Raw genomic sequence first — 26,753 nt, 5'->3', positions numbered from 1 at the left:
AAGCCCATTTGCGCCGATGGTACTACATTTGTGGGAGAGTAGGTCGTTGCCTTTTTTGAATCCTCAACATGTATTTGTTGAGGATTTTTTTTTGGGTGGAAGTCATCTGTTCAAAATATCTCTGAACAATTACTACGACTTTTATTGCTTTATTTTAAGATATGCATTGACGGTGTTTAGGAATTTATCTTATTCAATAAAACTTCACGAATTTAATTTATTTATAGCTAAATCAAGAATTTACGATTATTCTTTTAAGCTATAAAATCTGCATTTCATCGAGATAACCACATTTATTTAAGTGAAAAACTGTATTATATCGGGTAAATTGGTATTTCATGGATTTTATTTATTAGTTTTGATTTGTTATAATTCCAAAATTAAGGATGATTCAGAATAGTACATTTTGTTTTATTATGCCTTGGAATTGGTAAGACATTAACATTTATTTTGCAGAAATTCGAAAGTTAACTTTTAAAAAAAAGTAGTTGTATAAATATATTGTAAAAGATATATAGAACGTATTTCGTGTTAAGCACAGAGAACTATAAATTTAAATAATTATAAAATGAAAGATGAAGGTGTAATTATTATTGGAGCAGGTGGACATGGTACTGTGGTTGCAAGTATACTTCTTGCAAGTAATATTAAGGTTTTAGGTTATTATGATGATGATATAGAGAAACAAGGAAAAACCTTTTTGGAAATTCCAGTATTAGGTAAAATTAGCGATTTGGTATCGGATAGTAAAGTAAAAGCTATCATTGGAATTGGAAATAATAAACGACGTAAGGAAATAGCTCAAAAATTTGATTTTGATTGGGTAAACGCCATTCATCCATTTTCTTGGATAAGCCCAGATGTTAATTTAGGGAAAGGTACTATAGTGTGCGCAGGAGCTATTATACAAGCAGGGAGTACTTTAGGAGACCATGTGGTTATTAATACTAAAGCAAGTGTCGATCATGATTGTATTGTTGGAAATTATTCTCATGTGGCAGTTGCCCATTTGGCAGGTGGTGTATCTGTTGGCGAAGGTGTATTTGTAGCTTTAAACAGTACTGTATTGCCGCTAACTAACGTTGGGGATTGGTCAATAGTTGGGGCAGGATCCGTTGTGACAAAAGATGTGTTACCTAATAAAACTGTTGTAGGTATACCTGCTAGACCAATTTAAATTAACTATCATTTTGAATAAGTCTGTCGAAGTATGAAAGTAAGGAAATAGATATTTCTATTATGTTCTTTATTTCATATTCTATTAGCAAGATTAATTCGTATCTGAGGTTTGAGAAGATTAATATTTTCAAAGGACTAGTTTGGTAGTATTGGAATACCTCTAAATAAGTTTTAAGAGCATATTGCTAATTAAAAAAACTAACTACCCTATTGAAGATTTAAAGAAAATATATAGTTGTAAATTATTTAGCACAAAAGGTTTGGGCTAAGTTCTATTAGTAATTATATCTTCTGATGACTCATTTTTAATATACTTACTAGGTATTATTCCAAACTGTTTTTTGAAACATTTTGAAAAGTAGGATGCTGTATTGAACCCGGTTCTATACATAACTTCCTTTACTGATAAGTCCGTAGTTTCAAATAACTGAAGAGCTCGTTTTAAACGTATAGTTCTTATGAATTCACTAGTCGATAATCCTGTTAATTCTTTAATTTTTAAATAGACGTTACTCCTGCTCATTAGCATATCTTGTACAAACATTTCTACGCTATACTCTGAATTGGTCATGTTAGATTCAACAGATTTAATTGCTTTTTGTAAAAAAAGTTCATCAGATGACGTCACGGTTACCTCATTAGGCTGCAGTGCTACTTCTCTAATAAAACGTTTTCTAAGTTGTTCTCTATGCTTTAGAATATTAGATAATTTAAGTTCTAGAAGTTCTAAATTAAAAGGTTTTCTAAGGTAGGCATCAGCACCAATTTTTAAACCTTCGATTTCCTTTTCTTGTGATAGTTTTGCAGTAAGTATAACTACAGGTATATGACTCGTTTCTTGTGCGGTTTTTAGTTTATTACAAAATTCGATACCATCCATTTCGGGCATAACTAAATCTGTTATCACAATATTGGGCATAAATTTGATGGCTTGTTCAAGACCTTTTTTGCCATTACTAGCTTCATATATATAATAACTTTCCCCTAAACCTTTTTTTATGAAAGATCTAATGTCGGGGTTATCCTCAACCAATAATAGAACGGGAAGTTTGGACCTGGATCTTGTGATATTTTGATCAGCTATATCATCAATTACACTAATAGCATGTGATTCGGCATCCTTTTGATTAATAAAGTCTTTTGCTTCAAAGACCTCGTGGAAGTTTATATCATTAGTGCTAGAATATGTATTGCGTTTTTTAGGAAGCCATACATAAAATGCAGTGCCATGTTCCGCATCACTTTTTACCTTAATAATTCCTTGGTGTAATTTTACAAGATTATTCGTATATGAAAGGCCAATTCCCGATCCTTTATTTTTAGTTTTACTACTGATATTTAAATCGCTATAGTAGCGTTCAAAAATATGTTTAATTCTATGCGCCGGAATTCCAGGACCAGAATCTTTTACTTCAATTACTATATATTCAGAAGGGTTTATATTAACGTCAATATTATCAGGTGGCGTAAAATCATTTTCATCAAATATACTCAAGGTAATTGTACCTTCTTCTGGGGTGAATTTAAAGGCATTAGATAACAGGTTATTCACTATTTTCTCAATGGCGTCAGGATCAAACCAAGTTGAAATGGTTGATTTCGAACTTTTTATTTCAAACTTTATATGTTTTTTATGACTTAAAAACTGAAACGGTTCTCCAACTTCTTTTAGAAATTCAACAATATCACTTTTGCTTAGATTCAATTTCATTTTCCCATGATCCATTTTTCTGAAATCTAATAATTGATTAACCAACCTAAGTAAATACGTAGTGTTTTTGCTAATCATGTTATGTTGATCTATTAATTCTTTAGGACTAATTTCTTTTCCTTTTTGAATCAAATAGTCTATTGGACCTTTAATTAAGGTTAATGGGGTTCTAAATTCATGGGAAATATTTGTGTAAAATTCTAATTTTAGACGATGTAACTCTTCGTTTTTTACTTTTTCGATATGCGCAAGCTCTATTTCATATTTTGTTGTTGAACGCATAATGGTATATCGTCTAAATGCTAAAAGTAAACTTATAAATAGCAGTATGTATAGAAAATAAGCTACTTTGGTTCTCCAAAAAGGGGGTGTAATATGAATTTTAATGGCAATAGGAGTTTCATCCCATATATTGTCATTATTCGAGGCTTTTACTCGCAATGTATACATACCAGGGGCTAAATTAGTATAATTGGCAATGCGGTTATCAGCGCTCGTATACAACCATTCCTTATTAAATCCTTCTAGTTTATAGGCGTATTTGTTTTTCTTTGATGCGGCAAAATGTAAGGCAGCAAACTCAAAAGAGATACTGTTCTCATCGTACTTCAATTCTATTTCATCCATACTATTTATGGATTCAGGCAGGATTACTCGACCATTAATTTGTTCTCCAATTTTTACGGGCTTATTAAATAATGAAAAGTTTGTAAATACCGTTTCTGCATTAACTTTATTGTTAATGATGGCACTTGGTTTAAAGGATGTTAAACCGTTTACACCACCAAAAAGCAATTCTCCATTACTCATTTTAAATGCTGCAAGCTCACTAAATTCATTACTTTGTAAACCATCATTTACATCGTAATTTTGAAAAGTAGCATCAATAGGGTTAAATTTAGATAACCCTTTATTTGTTGACAGCCATAGTTGGCCATCATCACCTTCCAGAATTCCCTTAATAACATCGTTTGGAAGTCCATCTTCTTCCGAATATACTTTAAAACTAATAGCATTAGAATCTCCTTTAATAACTTTGTTTAAACCGCCGCCTAGGGTCCCTACCCAAATGTCGCCAACTTTACTTTCATAAATGGTTAAGATGTAATTGTGGCTAATGGAGCTTAAATCTTCAGGGTTATTCTTAAATATATCAAATTCTGGTTGTTTCGAATTTAATTCTGAAGCAGTTAATCTTGCAAGACCCTGGCCTGTTGCAAACCAAATATCACCTCTAGAGTCTTGAAAAATATCACGAATAATATTATTGGGTATACTAAATGGGGTGTTTGGATCGTGCGTAAATGTTTCTTTTTGAATAATTGTTAGGTCACTTTTTACCCGTAACCGCTGTAAGCCTTCATTGTAAGAGCCTATCCAAATGTTTTTGTCTGCATCTTGCAAAATAGAAAAAACTCTATTTGAGATGCCTTTAATAGGTTTTATATCTTTATTGGTGATTTCTTTTTTGGAGGTTAAATCCAACTGATAAAGGCCAGGAGTGCCTTCACCACCAAAAAACAATTTCTTTGAATCTTTTAATTCAATTTCCTCAATTGCAAATACCTTATTTATATTATTAAAAACTTTAAATTTATTAGAATTTTTTACGCGGGTATTTTTGGTTTGAAGGTTTAGCCCGCCACCTTCTGTACCTATCCAGAGGTTCTTTTTGCTATCTTGAAAAATGGAGCGCACTTTATCATGACTCAAACTCATAGAGTCAAAGCCGTTTTTGATATGATTGAATTGCTTTCTTTGAGGGTCAAATTTGTTTACACCACCGCCATTGGTTCCAATCCATACATTACCAATATTATCCATGTACAATGATTTTACCAAGTTTTTACTTAAACTGGTATTGGGGTTTTTAGGATCATACTTGTATAAGGAAAGGAGTTCAATCGGATTGGTTTTAGAAGTATTTGAAAATTCAAAAAGACCTTCATCTGTTCCTGCCCATATATGGTTTTTATCAACCAACACCGTAGTAAATGAGCCTTCTTGAATACGTTGAGTTTTATTAACTTCCCTTTCCGGCATATAACGAAATAAACCATTGCTGGTGGCAATAATTAGAGAGTTGAAGCGATCTTCAGCAATACTTCTTACCGAAGCCATTGGAAGATTGATTAAACTATTTATACTTTTAAAATAGATGTCTCCAATTTTGTCTCTTGATAATTGGAATAAGCCAAAAGAGCTTCCCACCCAAATATGTTTTGCACTGTCCTCATAAATAAAAGCAATAATATCTCTATTGTTTGTTTCTATGATGCTATTCTTATTGAAATCAAGATGCTTGAAACTTAATGAGTCAAAAGGTTTATTTAAATCAAGAATATCTATGCCTTTAATAGTATTAATCCAAAGTCTATTACTGCTATCCCTGAAAAGCGATTTTATATGATCACTTACAATGCTTTTCTTGTTTTCTTGATCATGTTTAAAGGTTTTAAATACTTCTAAATCTTTATCAAAATAATTTAGGCCATTACCTGTAGTTCCAATCCATAAATTCCCTGTCTTATCATCAACAATGTCAAAAATTAAATTACTACTTATACTATTAGTATTTTTTGAGTTTGGTTTAAAAACTTTAAAATCATAACCATCATATCTATTCAAACCATCATGCGTACCAAACCACATAAAGCCTTCGTCATCTTGAAAAATAGTATTTACGTCACTTTGTGATAACCCGTTTTCTGTGTTTAAATGGTCAAATTTTACAGAATTTTGTGCGTGACCAACAAAAAAAGACAAGATTATTAAAATGAAGAAATATCTAATTTTGGAGTTATTTGAGGATGTTTTCGTCATATAGACAAATATATTAAAATGCTTAATTAAAACCTGTAAGACTTTTATTCTGTTGGACTATTTTGATTCTAATTATGGTGTGCAATTTTATAAAATATTGCCACCAACCTGTAGTTTACTTGGAACCTCCGTTGGTATTGATTTATCAAAGTTTTCAGAGTTTAAACTATTGAGGAATGAGATAATAAGAGACATGTCTTGAACTTTTAGGGGACTGTCTTTTACAAGAGAATCTATTTCAGTATCAGGTATGTTTGGGTTTTTAGAATTTCCGGAGGAGATGTCTTCGTAAAATTCAAGAACTTTTATTAATGATTCTTTAGTACCATTGTGCATATAGGGGGCAGTATGTCTTAAGTTTCTTAATGTTGGGGTTCTAAATGCATAGGTCTGTTTAAAACCAGAATCCGAAGCTTTAAGCTTATTATTATCTGCAAGGCCTAAAACATGCATTTTATAATCACTAAACATAGGACCATTATGACAGGTGTGACATTTTGCTTTTTTGAATAATTCAAATCCATCTAACTCGCCTTGAGATAATGCGTTTTTATTGCCTCTCAAGTATTGGTCAAATCTAGAGTTATTTGTAATTAGTGTGCGCTCAAAGCATGCTATGGCTTTTGAAATTGTTATTGCGGAAATTGCTTTTTTATTTCTAAAGGCCTTTTCAAATAAGTGAACATACTCCGGTATGTTTTTTAATCGTTTCACAATGGTATCTAAAATCACTGCTTCAGAGAAATGGGGGCCTCTCATTTCTTCAAAAGATATAATAGGCATCAATGATTGTTCTTCTAAACTATTTGCTCTGGCATCCCAAAACATTGGAGATTTTAAGGAATTGTAATTACCATTTATATCCATACCATTAAAAGCTACATTTAAAATAGTAGGTGCATTTCGTTGAGTTCTGGGGATGTTATTTCCTTTATTGAATTTTCTATTAGGGCCTAATCCTTGACCATTAACTCCAATGGATAGATCCAAGGATTCGGCATAACCAAATTCAGGATGATGGCATGTAGCGCATGCTACATCTTTATTACCAGATAAAATAGGATCATAAAAAAGCAATTTCCCTAATTCCATTTTATCCTGATTAGCTTTGTTGTTTATTGGGTGATTAACACTCAGGGGAATTGGCAGGTATAAAGCGTTTTTATCTAAAGCCTGAACTTGTTTTTTCTGGGAGCAAGAGAAAACAAAAAGTATACACAGAACTGCAATAGTTTTTAAATATGAATATTTAATTATGAGATTCATGTATTAAAAGATGTCAAACTAACTTTTAATTTCCTAAGATTATTTCTGGTCCATCTTCAGGTTTATGTTCATTTAAATCATTATTATTAATAGTTGTATGCCATGCGTATACTTTCTGTAAATTTTTCATGCTTGAAAAGGTTTTTAAACTTGCCTTGGTAATACTTGTGTTGTAAACATTTAGGCTATTTAAACTTTTATGATCTCTTAGTGCATATAGCCCTGTATCGGTAATGTTATTTCTGTCAATTACTAATTTCTGCACATTCTCAAATTGACTAATTTGTTTTAAGTGTTTATCTTTTAGCTGATTATTTTCAAGATATAGCCAAATAATATTATTTTTAATTTTAGATAATTTTTCAAGTTTAATATCCAATGCAGAAGCATTATTTTCCGTTATAGAATTTTCAGGTAATACAGCCTCGTATAATCCGGAATCAAAAACCAATTCTTTTAGAACAAATCCCTCAGCTTTAATAGTTCTTAAAGCTTCTTCACTTACTTTATTTACGGTAGGAAGATCGGTCTGTCCTTTTTTATGAGTTCCTTTAAAGCCTAACATTTTTGACGCAATTTGCTTTATATCTTCTGAAGTTTCTACTGTTGAAACTTTAGAACTAAAATTTGCATCAGCCTGGTTAATCCAATAGGTAAGAATATCTATTTCTTCCGTTGTTAAGGGTGTTTTTCCTTCTGGTGGCATAAAATCCTCATGATCTGGATTTAGTAATACCCGTTTTATCATTTCAGATTCTAAAGCATTTCCGGCTATTAAAGTTGCTCCTGATTTTCCTCCTTTGACTATGGATATAGAATCTTGAAATGATAGTCCGCCTTTTTTCTTGCTTTCATTATGACAACTAGCACATTTATTCTCCAAAATAGGCTGTGCTAAATAATCAAAAACAATGGCATCGTCAACTTTGTCTATCGTTGCAAGTACTCTTTTTTCTTTTTTATTGAATGGTGCATATTTTGTTAAATAATCACCGCCATGTGTTAAGTTCCCTCCATAATGTCCAGTAGCACCAAGTAAAATGACCACTAAAGTTATAGTTGAAATATTGACTCTAACTTTATTTTTATTAGGTAGTTTGATTATTTCAACACGAATTAGCCAAGCTAATAATGTCAGAGCTGTAGTTGCCAGTCCAAACCAAAAGTGTGTATCTAAAGCATCATTATTGTAATCGCCACTTAGGGACAGCATGTATCCTAAAACACATGCAACAACAGATGAGGCAAAACCTAAAAATATGGCTAGAGGAATTGCAGCCTTGGTGGCTTCAAATTTCTTTTTTCTACCTAGAATTTCCAGTAGAAATGCAAAAATTAAAAACCCAATAGGTAAGTGAACAACAAGTGGATGAAATCTTCCTAAAAATAATATAAAGTCTGGCGCTTCATTCATAAAATATACTATAAATTAGTTATACACGTTCTAGTTTGTAAGGTGCACTGTGGTTGGCATTCCACTGGCAGATGTATAGGTTTTTGTCCTCATCTATGCAAACATCATGGCCATGTAAAATAGGTTTTTCTTCTATTTGAAAAGACTTTTGTAATACACCATCAATATATTCGGGCTTAGTGCCTCCCGGATTTGAAACCACTTGGTCGCCTTCCATTATGGTTACAAAACCAGTATGATCTTTCCAATTGGTTTTTCCCACTTTAGGTTGGGACCAACATACACCTGCATATAGGTTGTTATCGTCAAAAACGGCTCTACATACTTGCATATTAGGCATTTCTATGGTTTTTATATACTTACCATCTAGTGTAAAGTATTTGAAACATTCTTGTGAACGCGAAGTAACGGCAATCATAGGATTACCTTTTTCTCTATAATCAATGGCTACACCATGAGCGCTACTTAAGTTGTAGTTAGGGTCTGGATTATCGCTACCACCCCAATGACGAATATATCTTCCGGTAGCGTCATACTGAATAATACGACTTTGACCATAACCATCGGCAACATAAATATCTCCGTTAGGTCCAATAGCGGTCTCAGTAGGGCAAAAATCTTCACCAAGTTTGTAAACACCAATAGTTTGAGGGTGACCGATGTCAAAAATGACTTTTCCTTCAACCGTTGTTTTTGCTACACGACCATTATGTTTTACCATTTTGTTGTTTTTGCCCAAGGCCCATCCCGAATCAGTAATGTAAAGCATGTCTTCTCCACCTTCATCATGCAATGTTAACCCATGACCTCCTTGATAGGCTGTACCCCAAAAGTCGAGTAACTTGCCAGATTTATCAAAAATCAAAATATTGTTTTGAGGATGGTCTCCAATCATTATTAAGCGTCCTTTTCTATCCATTACCATCTCATGGCAATTGAGTAACGGGGTTCTAGTTGCACTTATTTGAGCCCAATTCTTTGTGAGTTTATATTTGTAGTCGCCGTGTCCCAGAATAGTATCTGTTTCATTAAGCAAATGGGTTGATATTTCCTTTTTAGTTATTATAGCAGCTCCAAAAACTGATGACGTAGCCGTTAACGCAGCTCCAGCTAATCCTGTTTTTTTTATAAAATTTCGTCTTGAAGACATAAAAGTTAGTTTTTTTAGGTTAATAAATCTTTAACAACATGGCCATGTACATCTGTTAATCTATATCGCCGTCCTTGGTGTTTAAAGGTTAATCTTTCATGGTCAATACCAAATAGATGCAATAATGTAGCATGAAAATCATGAACGTGTAATGGGTCTTTAATGACATTATAACTAAAGTCATCTGTTTCTCCATATTGAAATCCGGGTTTCACACCAGCACCTGCCATCCACATGGTAAATGCTTTTGGATGATGATCTCGTCCGTAATTTGTATCCGTTAATTGGCCTTGAGAATACACTGTTCTTCCAAATTCACCACCCCAAACTACGAGAGTGTCATCTAGCATACCGCGTTGCTTTAAATCTTTAATTAAAGCAGCAGTACCTTGATCGGTTTTTTTACATTGATTTCTTAAACCGTCAGGACAGCCAATATGCTGATCCCAGCCTTGATGAAATAACTGAACAAATTTTACACCTTTTTCTAAAAGTTTTCTACCCATTAAGCAATTGGCAGCATAAGTTCCGGGATTCCTACTATCTTTTCCATACATTTCAAAAATATGGTCTGGCTCATCTGATATATCGGTAACTTCAGGAACAGATGTTTGCATTTTATAGGCCATTTCATATTGTGCCATTCTAGCTTGAATTTCCGGATCTCCATAGGCATCATGTTGAAGTGAATTCAATTTACCTAAGTAATCCAACATTTTTTTACGATCAGTACCATCGTAATTATCAGGATTATTTAAATATAAGACGGGATCTTTACCTGACCTAAATTGAACACCTTGATGTTCCGTTGGTAAAAAGCCATTACCCCATAAACTAGCATTTAAAGGTTGTCCTTTGGCATTTTTTGAAATTAAGGTAATGAATGTAGGTAAGTTTTCGTTGTCTGAACCTAATCCATAACTTAACCAAGAACCAACAGATGGACGGCCTGGCAATTGATGTCCTGTTTGGAAAAAGTTAATCGCTGGGGTATGATTAATTTGGTCGGTTTGCATGCCTTTCATGAAGCACAATTCATCCACTACTTCAGCAGTATAAGGCATCAAATCACTAACCCAAGCCCTAGATTCTCCGTATTGCTTAAAATTAAATATTGAAGGGGCAACAGGTAAAGTAGATTGACTTCCGCTCATACCTGTTAGTCTTGTTTTTCCAATAACAGATTTTGGTAAATCTTGACCAAACATATCAACCAATTTAGGCTTGTAATCAAACAGGTCCATTTGAGAAGGGCCACCACTTTGGAATAGATAGATGATACGTTTTGCTTTTGGTAAATGATGTGGTAATCCTAAACGATTTTTGTTGTAATTCTCTAAAATAGCATCCGTATGACTAGGCGTTCCAATGGAACTCCAAGCTTTTTCTGTATTCAGTAAACTTCCTAGTGCTAAGGCCCCTAGACCTAAAGATGTTTTCTTTAAAAAGTGTCTGCGGTCTAATTGCTTTTCAATACTTTGAAAATCTTTATTATTAGATTTTAATTCATCATGATGGTCGCACATGTTTCAATGTTTTTTTGTTCAATACTATCGTTTTGTAATAAAAGCGTCTGAATTTATTATGGTAGATGCCACAACTGCATTTGCCGCTACCAGAGCTTTGTCATCGTTTGCAGCTAAGGCATATTCTCCAAGGCTTATCCAACCCTCAGCCTTGGCTTCATTTTCTCTAAATTTTTCTAACTCAGAGTGCTGTAAAGTCTTTAAAACGTCTAATTCGTTGCTTTGAATTTTTCGTCCAGTCAGTTTTCTAAACGTTACAGAAATAGCTTGGTCCACAGTATCAAAGGCCGTCATTTTTTTGCCTAAAACTCTAGCAGCTTCAATAAAGGTCGGGTCATTTAATAGTACTAATGCCTGCAAAGGTGTGTTAGTTTCCTGCCTTCTAGTGGTACATAAATCTCTTGTTGGAGCATCAAATGTTGCAAGGGTAGGATGTGGCACTGTACGTTTCCAAACAGTATACATGCTTCTTCGGTATAACTCTTCATCTTTACCCGTTTTATAGGTTCCGCCGCTTACACTCCATAAACCAGGTGGTTGATAGGGGTAAACACTTTGACCTCCTATTTTACGACTTAATAGACCAGAAGCGAAAAGAGCATTATCTCGTAACATTTCTCCAGTTAAACGCTTAGCTGGACCTCGGGCTAAAAACTTATTTTCCTTATCCATACTCAATAATTCTGGAGTGGCTATACTATTCTGTTGATAGGTGTTAGACATTAAAATTAACTTATGTAATTTCTTAACATCCCAACCAGATTCAATAAATTCAATAGCCAACCAGTCTAGTAATTCAGGATGACTCGGCATTTCGCCCTGGTTACCAAAATCTTCAGACGTTTTTACAAGACCGTTTCCAAAAATGTTTTGCCAGTACCGGTTTACTGTTACTCTGGCCGTTAAAGGGTTATCCGGGTGGGTTAACCATTTAGACAACCCAATTCTATTTTTGGGTAAGCTATCTGGAAATGCAAAAATACGTTCTGGTGTACCAGGGAAAACAGAATCAGTTGGAGCATCGTACTGCCCTCTATCTAAAACATAGGCTTGCCTTGGTGTTTCCATTTCTTTCATCACCATTATTTGTTTAACGTTGTTCATGCTATCTACAAGAACTAGTCTGTCTTTTTCAAGTTTATCAAGTATATTATTATATGATTTTGAATGCGCAGATAAGTAGTACTTAGCTAGTTTGTCTTTGTCAATTTCGGTTAGCTCTAAATAAGATTTGTTTTTTATTTTGTTCAAGGCATCAGCATTTGAAATTTGTAAAACTTCAATATCGCTCAGTTCTTTTTTAAAAACCAAAAGGTTGTCAATAGTTCCTCCTCGAATTCCTTTTCCTCTCCAAACGGCTCCTATACGCAATCCAGGTTCTATGCGTGGACTTTCTTTACCATATAGCCTTAATCCATGAAAAATGATATCCTTATATAAATTATCGAAATTAGTTTTAGTTTGTAATTTTTCGCCATTCATATAAATTCCCAAACCGCTGGCTTTACTAGAACCATCATACGTCATAGTGATTTGAACCCACTGTTCTTTAGGAATATCATTTAAAGACTCCACTACAATTGAGTTGTCTGGCCAAACGTGAGCCAATAAAGCCTCTATTTTGTTATCCTTTATTTTTAAATGATAGCCTCTAAAATTATGTAACTCAGGGCTATTCATCTTATGAAAAATAACGCCAGTACTTAAATCTTTAGGAATAAAAACATCAATACCAATAGAGAAAGGTTGATTCCTTTGGTAAATACCAATTTTGTCGAGATCCAACCATGTATCCCCATCCATAAAAAGGGCTTTTCCATGCGCTCTTTTTTTGTAAATAGGCTTTTCATTATCAACAAATTGCTGACGCATTCTTATATGATTTCTACCATTACCACCAATAAGATTTACAAGTTTTTCATCATCAAAATTAAATGCCGCAACTAATTCATTTGGCTGTTTGTTTGTAGAAATGGTTTTATAACCAAGATTCTCAATCCAATGATCTGCTTTTTTACGTTCAGAGTTTGCCGTTGATTCTACTTGATCTTCAGTGTCATTTACAAGAGTTTCCAAATAAGCTATTATATCTTCTTGCTCTTTTGTAGGGAGCATCATTGCGGGAACTGGAGTTGCCAAATCCCAAGGAATCAGACCAGTTTCATTAACATTATTAAAGAAACTATACATTTCAAAGTGGTCTTTCTGAGAAATAGGGTCGTATTTATGATCATGGCATTTTGCACAGGCCACGGTAAGGCCAAGAAAGGCTTGAGATACTGTAGCTGTTCTATCAGAAACATACTCCGATCTAAATTCTTCATCAATAATTCCACCTTCCAAATTTTGCGGGTGTAACCTATTAAAGGTTGTTGCTAATTTTTGTTCTCTGGTAGCATTTGGTAATAAATCTCCAGCTAATTGCCAGAGAATAAATTCATCATAAGGCATATTATTATTAAAGGCTTCAATCACCCAATCTCGCCAAGGCGAGACATCCCTGAATTTATCTACACTATAGCCATGGGTATCGGCATAACGAGATAAATCCATCCAATCTAAAGTTCGTTGTTCACCATAATTACTGGATGCTAAAAGTCTATCTACTTGTTTTTCGTAAGCATGTTCAGTGGTGTCTTTTATAAAGGTATCCATTTCCTCAAGAGTAGGAGGTAGGCCCGTTAAATCTATTGAAGCTCTGCGAAGTAATAATTCTTTATCGGCTTTTTTAGAGGGGTTTAAACCCAACTGTTCTAATTTTGAGATAACAAAATTATCAATTGGGTTCGCTACGAATTGATCATTTTTTACAACCGGAATACGTTGTTTTTCTGGTTTTAAAAATGCCCAATGCGCTTTGTACTCGGCACCTTCTTCAATCCATTTTATAAGTATCGCTTTCTCATAGTCTGATAAGGATAAATGAGAGGATGGTTCAGGCATTAAAAGATCTGGGTCATCGGTCATTATGCGATGAAAAAATTCACTTTTATTTAAATTACCTGGTTTTATAGCGAATTTCCCTGAAGATTCGGGTAATTCAGAATAAGCTAATTCTGCAGTATGCAATTGCAATCCTCCTTTTATTTTGCCTTTATCCGGACCATGACAAAAGTAGCACTTATCTGACAAGATGGGTTTTACATGTTGATTGAAATCTATTTCATTTGGAAGTTTATCATATTCAATGGCAATAGTCTCCGGTAAATCGGGACCACAAGCCACAGCAAATAGTGCTCCTAATAGTGGAACAAAAACTCTCATACCTTTCATAATCTAAAAATTGATTAAGACAAAAGTATCTTTTATCAAGAAGAAAAAGTGAACTCAAATCAGTCAAAAAATTATACTTTTCCGATATTACTTTGTTGTAGGGCAAAAAAATGGGCATATTTTACTAATTTCACTTTTAATTTTCAAGAGAGATTTATAAAAATGAATGATTTATTACGGTCGTTAAAATTAAATATATTACATGTAGGCCATGCTAAGTTAGATCATCATTGGAATTATAGCGATGTTATAAGTCCATTCATGAGGTTGTTTTACATAACGAAAGGTACTGCAGTTATGAATCATACAAATCAGTTATTTGTTTTAAAGCCGGACTATATGTATTTAGTGCCAAGTTATATTTACAATAGTTATAGTTGCGAAGAATACCATGAACAATATTATCTCAGTTTTTTTGAAGAAATAGAACCAGGTTTGTCTGTGGCTAATTTGAAGCAATTAAGATTTGAAGTAAAAGCCAATGCTTCAGATGTGCTTTATTTTAATAGATTAATGACATTAAATCCAGATTTAGAAATAAAGAATAGTACACCAAAACCACAAATTAGAAAAGTATTAACTCAGAAGGATAAAAAGGCAAATATAAGTTTCGCTTCTAGCAATTATTTGGAAACTCAAGGCATTATTTCAGTATTGCTGTCAAGATTCATAATGCAGAGAGATCATGTAGTTTTAGAGGGTGGTGATTATAGAGACTTAAATAAAGTTCTTATTTATATTGCTAAAAATTTGAATTCGCCTATTACTGTAGAGAAACTATCAAAGTACTGTGGGCTGAGTGCGGATCATTTTTCTAGAAGTTTTATTAAAAAATTTGGCATGCGACCAGTACATTACATACAGTCCCGGCGTATTGCAAGAGCTCAATTATTGTTATTAAGTACACAAGATTCATTAAAGCAAATAGCAGAAGATGTTGGGTTTAAAAACGCTGCTTATTTCTCAAGAATATTTAAGCAAATAACTGGTAATACACCTGCAAGTTATAGAAAAACACATTTTAATTTATAGTCCAATCCTTTTAATTATTAAATTACTTTATGCAGAACTATTTGGCGTCATTAAAACTGAATTTACTTAATATAGGATTTGCTAGCTTAGATAGTAAATGGGATTTTGATAATGTCATAAGCCCTTTTACAAGAATGTATTTAATAACTTCTGGAAATGCATATGTTTACCATAATAATATGAAGTTTGAATTGAAAGCGGGCTATATGTATTTAATACCAAGTAATACATACAGTAGGTATAAATGCAATAGCTATCACGAACAATATTACATCAGTTTTATAGAAGAGGTTATCAATGGCTTGTCTACATATAATATTGAGGATTTTGAATATGAGTTAAAAGCTAATGAATTGGATCAATATCATTTTAAAAGATTACTTGAAATTAACCCCAATAGGGTTCTTATAAATAATGACCCTAGTGTTTACAATAATAAACCTTTACTATTTGGTGTGAGTGAAAAAGATAATGATTTGTCTACGAGTCATTTTGTTGAAAGTACTGGGATATTAAAGATTTTGTTTTCTAGATTTATTAGAGATGTAAAACATAAGGACAAGCCTAATGGTAAGAGTGAAGTTGTTTTAGAAAACACTTTGGTTTATATAGCAGAACATTTGCATAAAGATCTTACTATTAGTGAATTGGCGTCATTTAATAATTTGAGTAAGGATCATTTTTCTCGAAGTTTTTTTGAAAAATTTGGTATTCGTCCTAATAAATACATCCAATCAAAAAGGGTAGAAAGGGCACAGTTATTACTGCTTACAACCGATGATTCTTTGTTGGAAATAGCAGAAAAAGTTGGGTTTTTAAATATTTCATATTTTTCAAAAATATTTAAAAAATTTACTGGAAGGACGCCCACCCATTTTCGCAAAGAGCAAATGAACGTATAATAAATCAATCCAATTTTTAATAAGCCATAAGGAAAGAATGTATTGCTTTTTTATGGTTGGCTAGTTCACCACATTAATGGGTTCTCCTTTTAGAAATGATTCTAAGTTTTTTATTGCGGTGTTTACTAGACGTTTTCTAGCTTCTTTAGGAGCCCAAGCTATATGAGGTGTAATAATGCAGTTTTTTGCTTTTAATAAGGGGTTGTTTGGTAAAATGGGTTCCATTGAAACAACGTCTATACCAGCACCCGAAATTTTATTACTATTAAGTGCATCTTTTAAATCTTCTTCGATTATTAAGGGGCCTCTAGATGTGTTGATTAACATAACACCATCCTTCATTTTTTCAATATTACTTTTATTAATAATACCTTTTGTATCTTCATTTAAAGGACAATGTAAACTGATAATATCAGAATTATTAAGAAGTTCATCTAGGCTAACATACTTACAATTTACAGTTTCATTTTCGGGTTGAATTGTTCTGCTATACGTAATAACTTTTAAACCAAAAGCTTGAGCTATTTTAGCCGTGGCTTGGCCAATGTTACCAAAACCTATAATACCAAGAGTTTTACCATTCAATTCTATCAAAGGTGAATTCCAAAAACTAAAATCAGGACAATTAGACCATGCGCCGTTGCTTACTGCTGTAGCATGATCACCAATATGGTGGCACATTTCTAACAATAAAGCCATGGTAAACTGAGCCACTGCAAGTGTACTGTAAGCAGGTATATTAGTAACAGTGATATTTTGTTTTCTAGCACTAATGATGTCCACAACATTATAACCTGTAGCCAATACACCAATATATTTTACGTTTGGCGCCCTTGAAATAGTATTTTCATTTAAAGGTGTCTTATTTGTAAAAACAATTTCTGCATCACCTATGTTGTTTAAAATGGTCGTTGAGTCCATTGGAGTTCTATCGTATACTGTTAGTTCTCCAAGGGCCTCAAATAGGTCCCAACTTAAATCTCCCGGATTAAGAGTGTATCCGTCTAATACTACTATCTTCATATAATTTTTTGTGTAATAAAGACTCTAAAGGTAGTGTTTATGGCGGAGTTTCGTAAAAAATATTAATTATTCAACACGGACGTAATTTTCTGAAAAAATAGGATGACCTTCAGAATCAAATTGAATTTGACTGAAGGTGTCGTCTGTAAGTTTAAAAGTGAATTCATAAACTGAAACACTATCTTTCGGAACTTGCATACTTTTAGATCCAAACTCTAGAGTTTCAGTAAGCAGTGTATCTGTTAATTTATAATTCCCAAAACCGAACCATTCTGTAGAGTCGGCTGCATTATTTCGGCACCATATAACTTTGGAATTCGTAAAAATCTTAATATGCTTATTTTCAACAGAGGATTGAAAGCTGTGCACTTCATCACCACTATAATTAGAAAAGCTTGTTCGTTCCCAAGTACCAACTATAGATGTTTTTTTATGATCAATTTTGTTTTCAACGGTTGCAGTACTGTTTTTGTTTTCTTTGTTACAGGAAAAGCTGATAATAAACAACCCTAAGAGTAAAAGTGCATGAGTTTTCATTTTAGTTGGCGTTTTGATTCTCAACAATTTACGAAAAAAAACACAGAAAAGAAAGTGTATTCTGTAATTACAGAAAACTAGAATCTTTAACAAATAAACTTAAAACTAAAAGGATAACTAAAAGGTTTTACTTTTTAGTTAAATTTTCAAGCACAGCCTTGGCATAGTTGTTAACTAAATTATGAGATGTTTCAACATTTTCTATTTTAGAGGTTACTATGGCAACCAATTGCTCTTTTTCAGGCAAATCCAAATCATACGTTCTAGTTTCTAATACGTATACTTTAGCAGTTTGAACATCATATGTTGGTTCTTCATATACGCCTTTAAATGCTGGGGTAGGTATTGGACTTGTATAGAAGCCATAAAAACCTATCGTATTAATATAAGCCGGCGCACCTAGGGTTGTTCCTGCTTCATAGCCTCCAGAAACCGTGGTTTTAGAAAGTCTTTCAACACCAATTACAGCGCTATAAACTACAGCGTTAAATCCTTTCTCTTTAAATTGCTGTTTAATTTTATCAATATCCGCTTCTGTTAAAGTGTCGTTAGGATTTAATTGGGAAAATTGGGTATAACTTTCAACAGCATCGAATTTTGCACCTCTTAATTTTTGCGCAATTTTATCTTCTAAGGTTTTTCTAGATTTTTCCTTTTTAGCCTTAACAATTACCAATATTTTCTTTGACTCTAAGGTCTCAATATTATCTGAGGACCAAGAGTTAACCACTTTAACGGTTGAGCAAGCAAAGAAGCAAAAAGCAAGAACTAGTAAAACTAGTTTACTAGAATTAGTTTTAATTAATGATACGGTTTTGATTATAGACATAATTAGGATGAGTTAAAACGTTTAAAATATAGGTGTTGAATAGTTTAAGAAAGCTACTTCATTTCAGAAACAAATATAAATTAATCGATACATTAAAAACGTATCACAGTGATTTTTATAACAATATTTCTCTTTTTTTTACATGAGAGGTGTTGGTTCTGATTATTAACTCAATAGAACCATTGCTCTAATCCTCTGTTTATAATAGTTTTCTTAACAAAGGCAATGCTTATCTCCTAGAGTTTTAAAAACGAAAGTAGATTTGTTTTAATATGAGGTCTTATTTAATGGCGGTAGTGAAAGCATTGATTAAATGGAGAATTAATAAACACGAGAAGAACCTGAAGTGACCATCAGTTCTAGAAAAATAGAATTCATTATTATTCTGGGATATGTCTAATCAGGCAGATATTTTATTAATAATGATATTCTATAGTTTAAATATTTGATCTAGAACAGTCCATTTTTCGCCATTTTTGGCCCAAGGAAGCTCTTTTTGGTAATTCCACATAAGATTTTCCCATTCTTGAACCTTGGGATTGTTAGCGTCCATGTCAGCCTTTTTTTCTGGGTCAAAAGTTTCATCCACTTCCATAATCATGAACATTCTATTGCCGGTTAAGTAAATCTCCATATCTACAATACCTGCATCTTTTATGCTTTTAGTAATTTCTGGCCAGGCCTTACCAGCAGCATGGTAGGCTTTGTATTCTGCGATTAATTTAGAATCATCTTTTAAATCACACGAGTAACAATATCTTTTTAAACTCATTTTATTTTTTAATTAGATTGTCTTTTAAAGGTAATAAAACCATAAAAAGCCACAACAGCTAAACAGATCAAAGGTAATATGAACGAGAAGTTGACCTCCGGGATAAACCCAAAAACCATAATATCTGAGAATCCAGAACCTCCCCAGTCTAAAATACTACCCTGAATTACCGGCATTAAAGCTCCTCCTACAATGGCCATAACTAAGCCTGCAGAGCCTATTTTTGCCTCATCACCCATATCTTTTAGTGCAATACCATAAATGGTAGGGAACATAATGGACATGAAAACAGATATAGCTACAAGAGATAATAATCCGGGTAATCCTGAAAGGATGATAGCTCCAAAACTCATGATAACACCTCCAATACCGAATAGCATTAATATTTTTGAAGGATTAATAGAGCGCATTAAGGCGGTACCAATCCATCGGCCCACAAGAAATAAAATCATAGCGGCAACATTAAAATATGTAGCTGTATAATCCGTTCCCAAGCTATCATTTATATTATCAACGTATTGAAAAATATAGGTCCAGCACATAATTTGAGCACCGACATAAAAGGCTTGAGCTATAACACCGAATAGATAGTTCTTATTCTTTTTTAATTTATTAAATGATTCTGATAACGACATTTTATCTTCTTCAGCCGTTTTTGGGATTTTCGTGGCAATAATTATTCCCATTATGATAAGGACTAAAACACCTAAGGCAATGTAAGGAACACTTATTATACCTAAGTCGTTTTCACGAACTGCCGCTAACTCATCTGATGATAATGCATTATAGGCCTCAGTTGTATAATCATCTGATCGTAATGCGCCAATAACAAATACTTGAGCTATTATCATACCTGTTAAAGATCCAATAGGATTAAAAGCTTGAGCTAGGTTTAAGCGTTGCGTAGCGGTTTCTTTATCTCCTAACGCAAGGATTAGCGGATTAGAGGTTGTTTCTAAAAAGGCAAGTCCACAAGTAATAACCCATAAAGAAACTAAAAAGTAATTGAACTCCTCATTGGCAGCGGCGGGATAAAACAGAAACGCACCTATAGCATATAACGATAGACCTAGAATAATGCCCGATTTATAACTATATTTTCTTATGAATAATGCCGCAGGTAGAGCCATAAAAAAGTATCCGAAGTAAAATGCAAATTGCACCAAAGACGCCTGAACATTTGTAAGTTCTGGCATTACTTTTTTAAATGCGGACACCATAGGATTTGTCAAATCATTGGCTATTCCCCATAAGGCAAAAAGAGAAGTGATGATTATAAAAGGAAATAATAATTCTTTTTTAACTACTGGTATTTTTTTAGTCATACTCATCATTGATTTATCTTAAAGTTGAAATTGTATCGGTGATTTTATTAAAAATATCTTCGGATAATTTACCTTCTTCCCATGCATTTAAAACATCTTTGAGTTGTTCCAATGTTGTTGGGCCAACAACAACTCTATCTGCTTCTAAAATTGAAAACACATATCTTAAAGCCAATCTTGATAAAGGAATATTATTCTTTTGAGCAATTTTATTCACTTCTAAAGCTACATCGACATCCGCATTAGAAATCCACTCATTATTTGGTCTATCAACATTGTATTGTTCTAATCTACGACCTAATAAGCCCATGTGTAAAGCTGAAGCTGCGTAGTAAGCCATATTTTCTTTTTCAATTTGCGGAAGATCTTTTTTGAAACCTGTTAAATTACAAGCATCTAATTTTAAAAATCCAGAGACTACATCAAAATTATCTTTTGTCATATGAGGATAAAAACGATCTATTGGATTGCCGCCAATACCTAAAGATTTTACAATACCTTCTTTTTTAAAAGATTGTAAGCAATCCATAATTTCATCTATTTTTTCTATAGGTACCAGATGTGGTTCGTGTAAAAACAATAAATCTATACTATCCACCCCAATTATTTCTAAGCTTTCATAGATACTTTTTCGCATAGTTTCAGGAGAATAGTCGACTATAGTTTCCTCTGCCTTATCTGCTTTTAAACGCCCAACTTTTGTACTAATAAAAGGTTTCTTACCTGACCACAGTTTTAAGGCTTTACCAACAAATTCTTGAGATTTATTGTAAGAAGGTGCAGTATCTAAGACGCTAACTCCATTTTCTAGAGCGTGTAATAAGATGCCAACCGCAGTCTTTTCTTCTATTGGTCTCCAAACACCACCCAAACCAGAACAGCCTAAAACTAATCTACTTTCGTTATTAAAAAAATCACTCTTTTTATGGTCTCCTGAAATGTAAGTTGGTTTTGTTTTCATTTTTATAAGTTGTAAAATTTGATTGCATTTTCACCCATTACTTTGGCTTTTTCATCTTCAGACAATGCTGCAATAAAATTTGTTACTATATTTTTTACTTGATTATAATTTCCGGCCACTAAACATACCGGCCAATCAGAACCATATAGAATTCGATCTGTACCAAAAGCACTAAACACCAAATCTAAGTATGGACTTAATTGAGCCTCTGTCCACGTGTTATAATCTGCTTCGGTAATCATACCTGAAACTTTACAAAATACGTTTTCATATTTGGCAATTGCTTGCATTTGATTAGCCCAACCATCAAAAAAACCATCTTTTATATATGGCTTAGCCATATGATCAATTACGAATTTTTGATTTGGAAAACGTTTTACAAATTCTAGAGTTGCCCCTAATTGATGTGGAAATATTAGAATATCATAGGTGTAATTGTATTTTTCTAATGCCGATATACCTCGTGAAAAATTAGAACGTAATAAAAAATTATGATCAGGTTCGCCTTGAACGACGTGCCTAAAACCTTTTACTTTTTGGTGATGACTATATTTTTCTAAATCTGTATTTACAGATTCATTTCGCAAATCTACCCAACCTACAACCCCCTTGATGAAATCGTTTTTATCCGCTAAGTCAATCAGAAAATCAGTTTCTACTAAGGTTTGGTCTGCTTGAACAGCCACGCAAGCATCGATTCCATTTTCTCGATAAACTTTTTGTAAATCTGCTGGTAAAAAATCACGACGAATCGCTGACATATCATCATCAATCCAGCTGTGTTTTGCGGGTTCATAATGCCAAAAATGTTGATGTGAATCTATAACCATGTGTTCTATAATTCTTTTAAAGCCGTTTGCATCCCTTTTTCTGTAATTGCCTTCAAATGATTATATACTAAGGCTTCTAACCCATCAAAAGAAGTTAAATCTACACCCCAAAAAATAGTATTTGATAAAGTGGCTTTTACAATTGCAGCAATGTCATTACTAGACCACTGGTTTGCAAAGAAATCTAAAGCTGATTGGTCATCCTTTAAAGGAATTTCTTCTCCATTTCTATCGCCTTTGTAAAAAGCCATTAAAGCGGCTAAAGAGAATAATAAGCGATTTGGCAATGCACCTTTTCTTTTGATGAATTCTAAAACTGATGGTAGAACTCTAGTTTTATATTTTGATGTTGAGTTTAATGAAATACTAATTAGGGCATGTTCTAAATATGGATTTTTAAATCGATCTAAAACATCATTGGCAAACTGATTTAACTCAGCTTCAGGTAAATCTAAGGTTGGACAAATTTCTTCGAAAATAGCAGCTTTTATGAAACCTCCAACAACATCGTCTTCTATAGATTCACGTACTTTATCAATGCCATATAAATAACCTACAGGAACTAAACTGGTATGAGCACCATTTAAAATGCGCACTTTTCTGGTGCGATAAGGTTCTTGATTATCTGTAAAAACAATGTTTAATCCGCATGCCTCTGCAGGAATTTCTTCTTTTACAGATTTTGGTCCTTCAATGACCCATAAATGGAATTGTTCACCTTCAACGACCAAATTGTCTTTATAGCCTAACGCTTCAGTTATTGTGTCCATTTTAGCTCGCGGATAACCAGGTACAATTCGGTCTACCAAAGTATTACAGAATATATTATCTTCATTTATCCATTCTACAAATGCCTCGCCAAGATTCCAGTCGTCTGCATATTTCAAAATGATTTCTTTTAGCTGCGCTCCATTATTATCTATCAATTCACAAGGAATTAAAATCAAGCCCTTATCAGAAGCTCCTCCAAATGTTTGAAAACGTTTGTATAGAAATGCTGTTAATTTTCCAGGAAAACTACTTTGCGGAGCATCATATAATTTATCATTTGCATTATAGGCAATTCCAGCTTCTGTCGTATTTGAAATCATAAAACGCAAATCTGGATTTTCAGCTACTGCTAAATAATCTGCATGGTTTTCATAAGGATTAATGCCTCTTTGAATACAGTCTATAATTTGATGCTCGCTAATGGCCTTGCCGTTTTTAATGCCATTTAGGTATAAGGTGTATAATCCATCTTGTTCGTTTAATACTTCAATTAGTCCTTGATTTATGGGTTGTACGGCAACAACACCAGCATCAAAATGGACCTGTTTATTCATTTCGTGAATCATCCAATTGGCAAAGGCTCTTAAAAAGTTCCCTTCTCCAAACTGTATAATGCGTTCCGTATAGGTGTTTGCATTTGCTGTATTTCTATTTAATTCTTGCATGATTTATACTATGTGCTTCTAGTTAGTTCTCTTTATGGTTTCTTTTCATTTATAATGAAACACCTCTTTTCCATGGGATAAAGTCATTGTTTCCATGTAATACGGCTTTTGATGGTGTTTCTCCGCTGGCAACTCTAATGATATGGTCTAAAATCTTTTCACCCATACTTTCAATAGTATCTTCACCGGTAATTACAGTCCCTGCATTTATATCGATTATATCATGCATACGTTCATATAAATTGGTATTACTAGACATTTTTAACACGGGAGCTACAGGATTGCCTGTTGGAGTTCCTAAGCCTGTAGTAAATACAACAATATTACAGCCAGAACCAACTAAACCAGTAGTTGATTCGACATCATTCCCTGGGGTACATAATAAATTTAGTCCTGGCTCAGTGACTTGTTCGGTATAGTCTAATACTTTTACAACTGGAGAAGTTCCTCCTTTTTTAGCTGCTCCTGCAGATTTCATGGCATCGGTAATCAAACCATCTTTGATATTTCCAGGCGAAGGGTTATTCTCAAATCCGGAGCCTACAGCTACGGCTGATGCCGAATAAGCACGCATTAAGTCATAGAACTTTTTAGAATCTTCTTCGGTGTTACACCGGTTTATTAATTCCTGCTCTACACCATTAAGTTCTGGGAATTCTGCTAAAACAGGACTTCCGCCTAGAGCAACTAATAAATCTGAAGCGTATCCTAATGCCGGATTTGCCGATATCCCTGAAAATCCATCTGAACCTCCACATTCTAAACCCAAAGTTAGTTTACTTAAAGGTGCCGGTTTACGTTCTAATTTATTGGCTTCCATCAGCCCTAAAAAAGTATGTTTTACTGCTTCTTCTATTAAGGCTCTCTCACTAGCACTTTGTTGTTGTTCTAAATAGTGCACAGGTTTTGTGTTGTTTGGTGCTATTTTATCAATGGCTTCTTGCAACATGGCAATTTGTGCATTTTGACAACCTAAACTAAAAATAGTGGCTCCTGCAACATTTGGATTTGCGATATAGCCTGCTAATAATTGACATAGCATCTGGGCGTCTTCTCGAGTACCGCCACAACCGCCATCATGTTTTAAAAACTTGATACCGTCTACATTTGGAAATGTTCTGTTTTTAGACATTTCCTCTTTAGTTGTAATAATTGGCGTATTTAAAATAGTCGCTCTTGAAGCTCCAGATTTATACTGACTAATTAATGCATCGGTATCTACGGCAAAATCTTTCTTAGTTTCATATCCCAATTTTTCAGAAAGTGCGCCTTCTAAAACATCTACATTTCTGTTTTCACAGAAGGTTAAAGGAATCACCAACCAATAATTGGCCGTCCCTACTTTACCATCTTCTCTTAGAAAACCATTAAACGTTCTATTGGTAAAGTTGGATACATTTGGTGCTACCCAAGTAAACTTTTCTTTCTCTTCTTTAAATTCAGCAGAAGCATGTTTTACATTATTTATAGTAATTGCACACCCTTCTGGAATTTCTTCTATGGCTTTACCAATTAAAACACCATACATATAAATTTCATCCCCAATACTAAAATCGTTTAAAGAAAATTTATGTTTTTGTTTGATATGCTCTTTTAAAGTAACTGCTTTCCCTGAAACCTGAGTTACACTTCCTTTTTCTAAAGGATTGATAGCAACAATAATATTGTCTCTTGGGTCTATTTGAACGTAGTCTTTAGACATTTTTGTTCTTCTTTTTTTAATTAAAACTTATTGTAGCTTTGATAACGCCTGTTTTGGGATCTAACCAGCTATCAAAATGGTTTATCATTTCCGTATAATCCACAGAATGTGTGATAAATGATTCCGTGGGAAATTGATTTAACACACTAATAACATGCTCAAAATCTTCGGTAGTGGCATTTCTGCTACACATCAATGTCATTTCTTTGGCGTGTACTTTTGGATGTGTATAGGTTAACTCTCCTTTTGATAAACCTACTAGTATAAAACGCCCGCCATGAGACATATAATCCGGACAAGTTTCTAGTGCATGTTTGTTTCCGGAGGCGTCAAAAACGGCTGTACATAAATCACCATTGGTGATTTTTGAAACCTCCTCGGCCGCCGCTGCGCCGGCGGTTATAATATAATCCACACCTATCTTTTCTTTAGCATACGTCAAACGTTCTTCATTGGTATCGATTGCTATTACTTTTGCACCTGCTATTTGCGCGAGTTTCATAATACCAATACCTATGGGACCAGCTCCAACAACGGCTATAATTTCACCGGCTTTAATCGCGGCTCTACGAATGGCATGTGCACCAATTGCTAAAGGTTCCACAATGGCCATTTCATTGTCAGACAAATGGTTTGCTGGTAATAAAATATCGGTTGGAACGGTAATTTGTTCTTGCATACCTCCATCCCCGTGCACACCTAATACTGTTATGTTAGTACAACAGTTGGTTTTTCCATTCCTGCAGGCAATACACTTTCCACAACTTACATATGGCATGACAACAACTTTATCTCCTGCTGTGATACCGCGTTTGTTTTTACCAATATCAATAACTTCTGACGCTAACTCATGACCTAAAATTCTTGGATAGGTAAAAAAGGCTTGATTTCCTGCATAGGCATGTAAGTCTGTGCCACATATACCTACCTTTTTAATTTTAAGCAATGCTTCGTTGGTTTTTCTTATAGGAGCATCTTTTTCTTTAAGAACAAAAGCGCCTGGTTTTTCACAAACAATGTATTTCATGTATTATTTTTTAATCTGTTCAATCGATTGAACTA

Annotated in this window: 19 protein-coding genes; 3 read left to right on the top strand and 16 right to left on the bottom strand. The window is 33.7% G+C overall.

The annotated features are described in order from the left end of the window. Window positions 1-568 precede the first annotated feature (568 nt). Complete coding sequence (locus IE051_RS17180; RefSeq protein WP_189362650.1) at window positions 569-1,177, top strand: acetyltransferase; 609 nt, start codon at window positions 569-571, stop codon at window positions 1,175-1,177. A gap of 267 nt (window positions 1,178-1,444) precedes the next feature. Here IE051_RS17180 and IE051_RS17175 read toward each other — a convergent pair whose 3' ends face one another. The 6 genes from IE051_RS17175 to IE051_RS17150 all read right to left on the bottom strand — a co-directional run bounded on the left by IE051_RS17175 (window position 1,445) and on the right by IE051_RS17150 (window position 14,342). Then, the gene (locus IE051_RS17175) at window positions 1,445-5,713 is read right to left on the bottom strand and encodes a hybrid sensor histidine kinase/response regulator transcription factor (protein WP_189362649.1); all 4,269 of its coding nucleotides are present in this window, start codon (window positions 5,711-5,713) and stop codon (window positions 1,445-1,447) included. 87 nt (window positions 5,714-5,800) lie between these two features. Next, window positions 5,801-6,979, bottom strand: coding sequence for a cytochrome-c peroxidase (locus IE051_RS17170; RefSeq protein ID WP_189362648.1), 1,179 nt, complete (start codon window positions 6,977-6,979; stop codon window positions 5,801-5,803). 25 nt (window positions 6,980-7,004) lie between these two features. Next, the gene (locus IE051_RS17165) at window positions 7,005-8,393 is read right to left on the bottom strand and encodes a DUF2231 domain-containing protein (protein WP_189362647.1); all 1,389 of its coding nucleotides are present in this window, start codon (window positions 8,391-8,393) and stop codon (window positions 7,005-7,007) included. A 19-nt stretch (window positions 8,394-8,412) separates the two neighbouring features. Continuing rightward, on the bottom strand, window positions 8,413-9,543 hold the full coding sequence (locus IE051_RS17160; RefSeq protein WP_189362646.1) for a twin-arginine translocation signal domain-containing protein: 1,131 nt from the start codon (window positions 9,541-9,543) through the stop codon (window positions 8,413-8,415). A 14-nt stretch (window positions 9,544-9,557) separates the two neighbouring features. Then, entirely contained in the window at window positions 9,558-11,069 is a 1,512-nt protein-coding gene (locus tag IE051_RS17155) for a DUF1501 domain-containing protein (RefSeq protein WP_189362645.1), read from the bottom strand. A gap of 24 nt (window positions 11,070-11,093) precedes the next feature. Further along, a complete protein-coding gene (locus IE051_RS17150) occupies window positions 11,094-14,342 on the bottom strand; it encodes a DUF1553 domain-containing protein (RefSeq protein ID WP_189362644.1) in 3,249 nt (1,082 codons plus the stop codon). Between the two features lie 162 nt (window positions 14,343-14,504). Here IE051_RS17150 and IE051_RS17145 point away from each other — a divergent pair, with 162 nt between their 5' ends. Then, window positions 14,505-15,374, top strand: coding sequence for a helix-turn-helix domain-containing protein (locus tag IE051_RS17145; RefSeq protein ID WP_189362643.1), 870 nt, complete (start codon window positions 14,505-14,507; stop codon window positions 15,372-15,374). 29 nt (window positions 15,375-15,403) lie between these two features. Beyond that, window positions 15,404-16,276: a helix-turn-helix domain-containing protein gene (locus IE051_RS17140; RefSeq protein ID WP_189362642.1), complete on the top strand. Its 873-nt coding sequence runs from the start codon at window positions 15,404-15,406 to the stop codon at window positions 16,274-16,276. A gap of 60 nt (window positions 16,277-16,336) precedes the next feature. Here the strand turns inward: IE051_RS17140 and IE051_RS17135 are convergent, their stop codons facing one another. The 10 genes from IE051_RS17135 to IE051_RS17090 all read right to left on the bottom strand — a co-directional run bounded on the left by IE051_RS17135 (window position 16,337) and on the right by IE051_RS17090 (window position 26,718). Continuing rightward, a complete protein-coding gene (locus IE051_RS17135) occupies window positions 16,337-17,299 on the bottom strand; it encodes a D-2-hydroxyacid dehydrogenase (RefSeq protein WP_189362641.1) in 963 nt (320 codons plus the stop codon). A 66-nt stretch (window positions 17,300-17,365) separates the two neighbouring features. After that, entirely contained in the window at window positions 17,366-17,836 is a 471-nt protein-coding gene (locus IE051_RS17130) for a hypothetical protein (protein WP_189362640.1), read from the bottom strand. A 127-nt stretch (window positions 17,837-17,963) separates the two neighbouring features. Beyond that, window positions 17,964-18,665, bottom strand: coding sequence for a hypothetical protein (locus IE051_RS17125; protein WP_189362639.1), 702 nt, complete (start codon window positions 18,663-18,665; stop codon window positions 17,964-17,966). 430 nt (window positions 18,666-19,095) lie between these two features. Next, on the bottom strand, window positions 19,096-19,437 hold the full coding sequence (locus tag IE051_RS17120) for an L-rhamnose mutarotase (RefSeq protein ID WP_189362638.1): 342 nt from the start codon (window positions 19,435-19,437) through the stop codon (window positions 19,096-19,098). An 8-nt stretch (window positions 19,438-19,445) separates the two neighbouring features. Continuing rightward, the gene (fucP, locus tag IE051_RS17115; RefSeq protein WP_189362654.1) at window positions 19,446-20,768 is read right to left on the bottom strand and encodes an L-fucose:H+ symporter permease; all 1,323 of its coding nucleotides are present in this window, start codon (window positions 20,766-20,768) and stop codon (window positions 19,446-19,448) included. A gap of 7 nt (window positions 20,769-20,775) precedes the next feature. Beyond that, window positions 20,776-21,723, bottom strand: a complete 948-nt coding sequence (locus IE051_RS17110) for an aldo/keto reductase (protein ID WP_189362637.1) — start codon at window positions 21,721-21,723, stop codon at window positions 20,776-20,778. 2 nt (window positions 21,724-21,725) lie between these two features. After that, window positions 21,726-22,553, bottom strand: coding sequence for an amidohydrolase family protein (locus IE051_RS17105; protein ID WP_189362636.1), 828 nt, complete (start codon window positions 22,551-22,553; stop codon window positions 21,726-21,728). A gap of 5 nt (window positions 22,554-22,558) precedes the next feature. Further along, on the bottom strand, window positions 22,559-23,989 hold the full coding sequence (locus IE051_RS17100; RefSeq protein WP_189362635.1) for a tagaturonate reductase: 1,431 nt from the start codon (window positions 23,987-23,989) through the stop codon (window positions 22,559-22,561). 49 nt (window positions 23,990-24,038) lie between these two features. Next, the gene (locus IE051_RS17095) at window positions 24,039-25,691 is read right to left on the bottom strand and encodes a UxaA family hydrolase (protein WP_189362634.1); all 1,653 of its coding nucleotides are present in this window, start codon (window positions 25,689-25,691) and stop codon (window positions 24,039-24,041) included. A gap of 16 nt (window positions 25,692-25,707) precedes the next feature. Then, a complete protein-coding gene (locus tag IE051_RS17090) occupies window positions 25,708-26,718 on the bottom strand; it encodes a zinc-binding alcohol dehydrogenase family protein (protein WP_189362633.1) in 1,011 nt (336 codons plus the stop codon). Window positions 26,719-26,753: the final 35 nt, after the last annotated feature.

The organism is Algibacter mikhailovii (assembly GCF_014651495.1).
Taxonomy (GTDB): domain Bacteria; phylum Bacteroidota; class Bacteroidia; order Flavobacteriales; family Flavobacteriaceae; genus Algibacter_E; species Algibacter_E mikhailovii.
Note: the sequence above shows the minus strand (reverse complement) of the source record. Positions and strands in the feature narration are given on the sequence as shown.

Coding starts and splice junctions, on each gene's coding strand:
- IE051_RS17165 (WP_189362647.1), bottom strand. CDS start 8,393: ATGAATGAAGCGCCAGACTTTATATTATTTTTAGGAAGATTTCATCCA.
- IE051_RS17125 (WP_189362639.1), bottom strand. CDS start 18,665: ATGTCTATAATCAAAACCGTATCATTAATTAAAACTAATTCTAGTAAA.
- IE051_RS17175 (WP_189362649.1), bottom strand. CDS start 5,713: ATGACGAAAACATCCTCAAATAACTCCAAAATTAGATATTTCTTCATT.
- IE051_RS17095 (WP_189362634.1), bottom strand. CDS start 25,691: ATGTCTAAAGACTACGTTCAAATAGACCCAAGAGACAATATTATTGTT.
- fucP (WP_189362654.1), bottom strand. CDS start 20,768: ATGAGTATGACTAAAAAAATACCAGTAGTTAAAAAAGAATTATTATTT.
- IE051_RS17100 (WP_189362635.1), bottom strand. CDS start 23,989: ATGCAAGAATTAAATAGAAATACAGCAAATGCAAACACCTATACGGAA.
- IE051_RS17135 (WP_189362641.1), bottom strand. CDS start 17,299: ATGAAGATAGTAGTATTAGACGGATACACTCTTAATCCGGGAGATTTA.
- IE051_RS17090 (WP_189362633.1), bottom strand. CDS start 26,718: ATGAAATACATTGTTTGTGAAAAACCAGGCGCTTTTGTTCTTAAAGAA.
- IE051_RS17110 (WP_189362637.1), bottom strand. CDS start 21,723: ATGAAAACAAAACCAACTTACATTTCAGGAGACCATAAAAAGAGTGAT.
- IE051_RS17155 (WP_189362645.1), bottom strand. CDS start 11,069: ATGTGCGACCATCATGATGAATTAAAATCTAATAATAAAGATTTTCAA.
- IE051_RS17120 (WP_189362638.1), bottom strand. CDS start 19,437: ATGAGTTTAAAAAGATATTGTTACTCGTGTGATTTAAAAGATGATTCT.
- IE051_RS17170 (WP_189362648.1), bottom strand. CDS start 6,979: ATGAATCTCATAATTAAATATTCATATTTAAAAACTATTGCAGTTCTG.
- IE051_RS17160 (WP_189362646.1), bottom strand. CDS start 9,543: ATGTCTTCAAGACGAAATTTTATAAAAAAAACAGGATTAGCTGGAGCT.
- IE051_RS17150 (WP_189362644.1), bottom strand. CDS start 14,342: ATGAAAGGTATGAGAGTTTTTGTTCCACTATTAGGAGCACTATTTGCT.
- IE051_RS17180 (WP_189362650.1), top strand. CDS start 569: ATGAAAGATGAAGGTGTAATTATTATTGGAGCAGGTGGACATGGTACT.
- IE051_RS17145 (WP_189362643.1), top strand. CDS start 14,505: ATGAATGATTTATTACGGTCGTTAAAATTAAATATATTACATGTAGGC.
- IE051_RS17105 (WP_189362636.1), bottom strand. CDS start 22,553: ATGGTTATAGATTCACATCAACATTTTTGGCATTATGAACCCGCAAAA.
- IE051_RS17130 (WP_189362640.1), bottom strand. CDS start 17,836: ATGAAAACTCATGCACTTTTACTCTTAGGGTTGTTTATTATCAGCTTT.
- IE051_RS17140 (WP_189362642.1), top strand. CDS start 15,404: ATGCAGAACTATTTGGCGTCATTAAAACTGAATTTACTTAATATAGGA.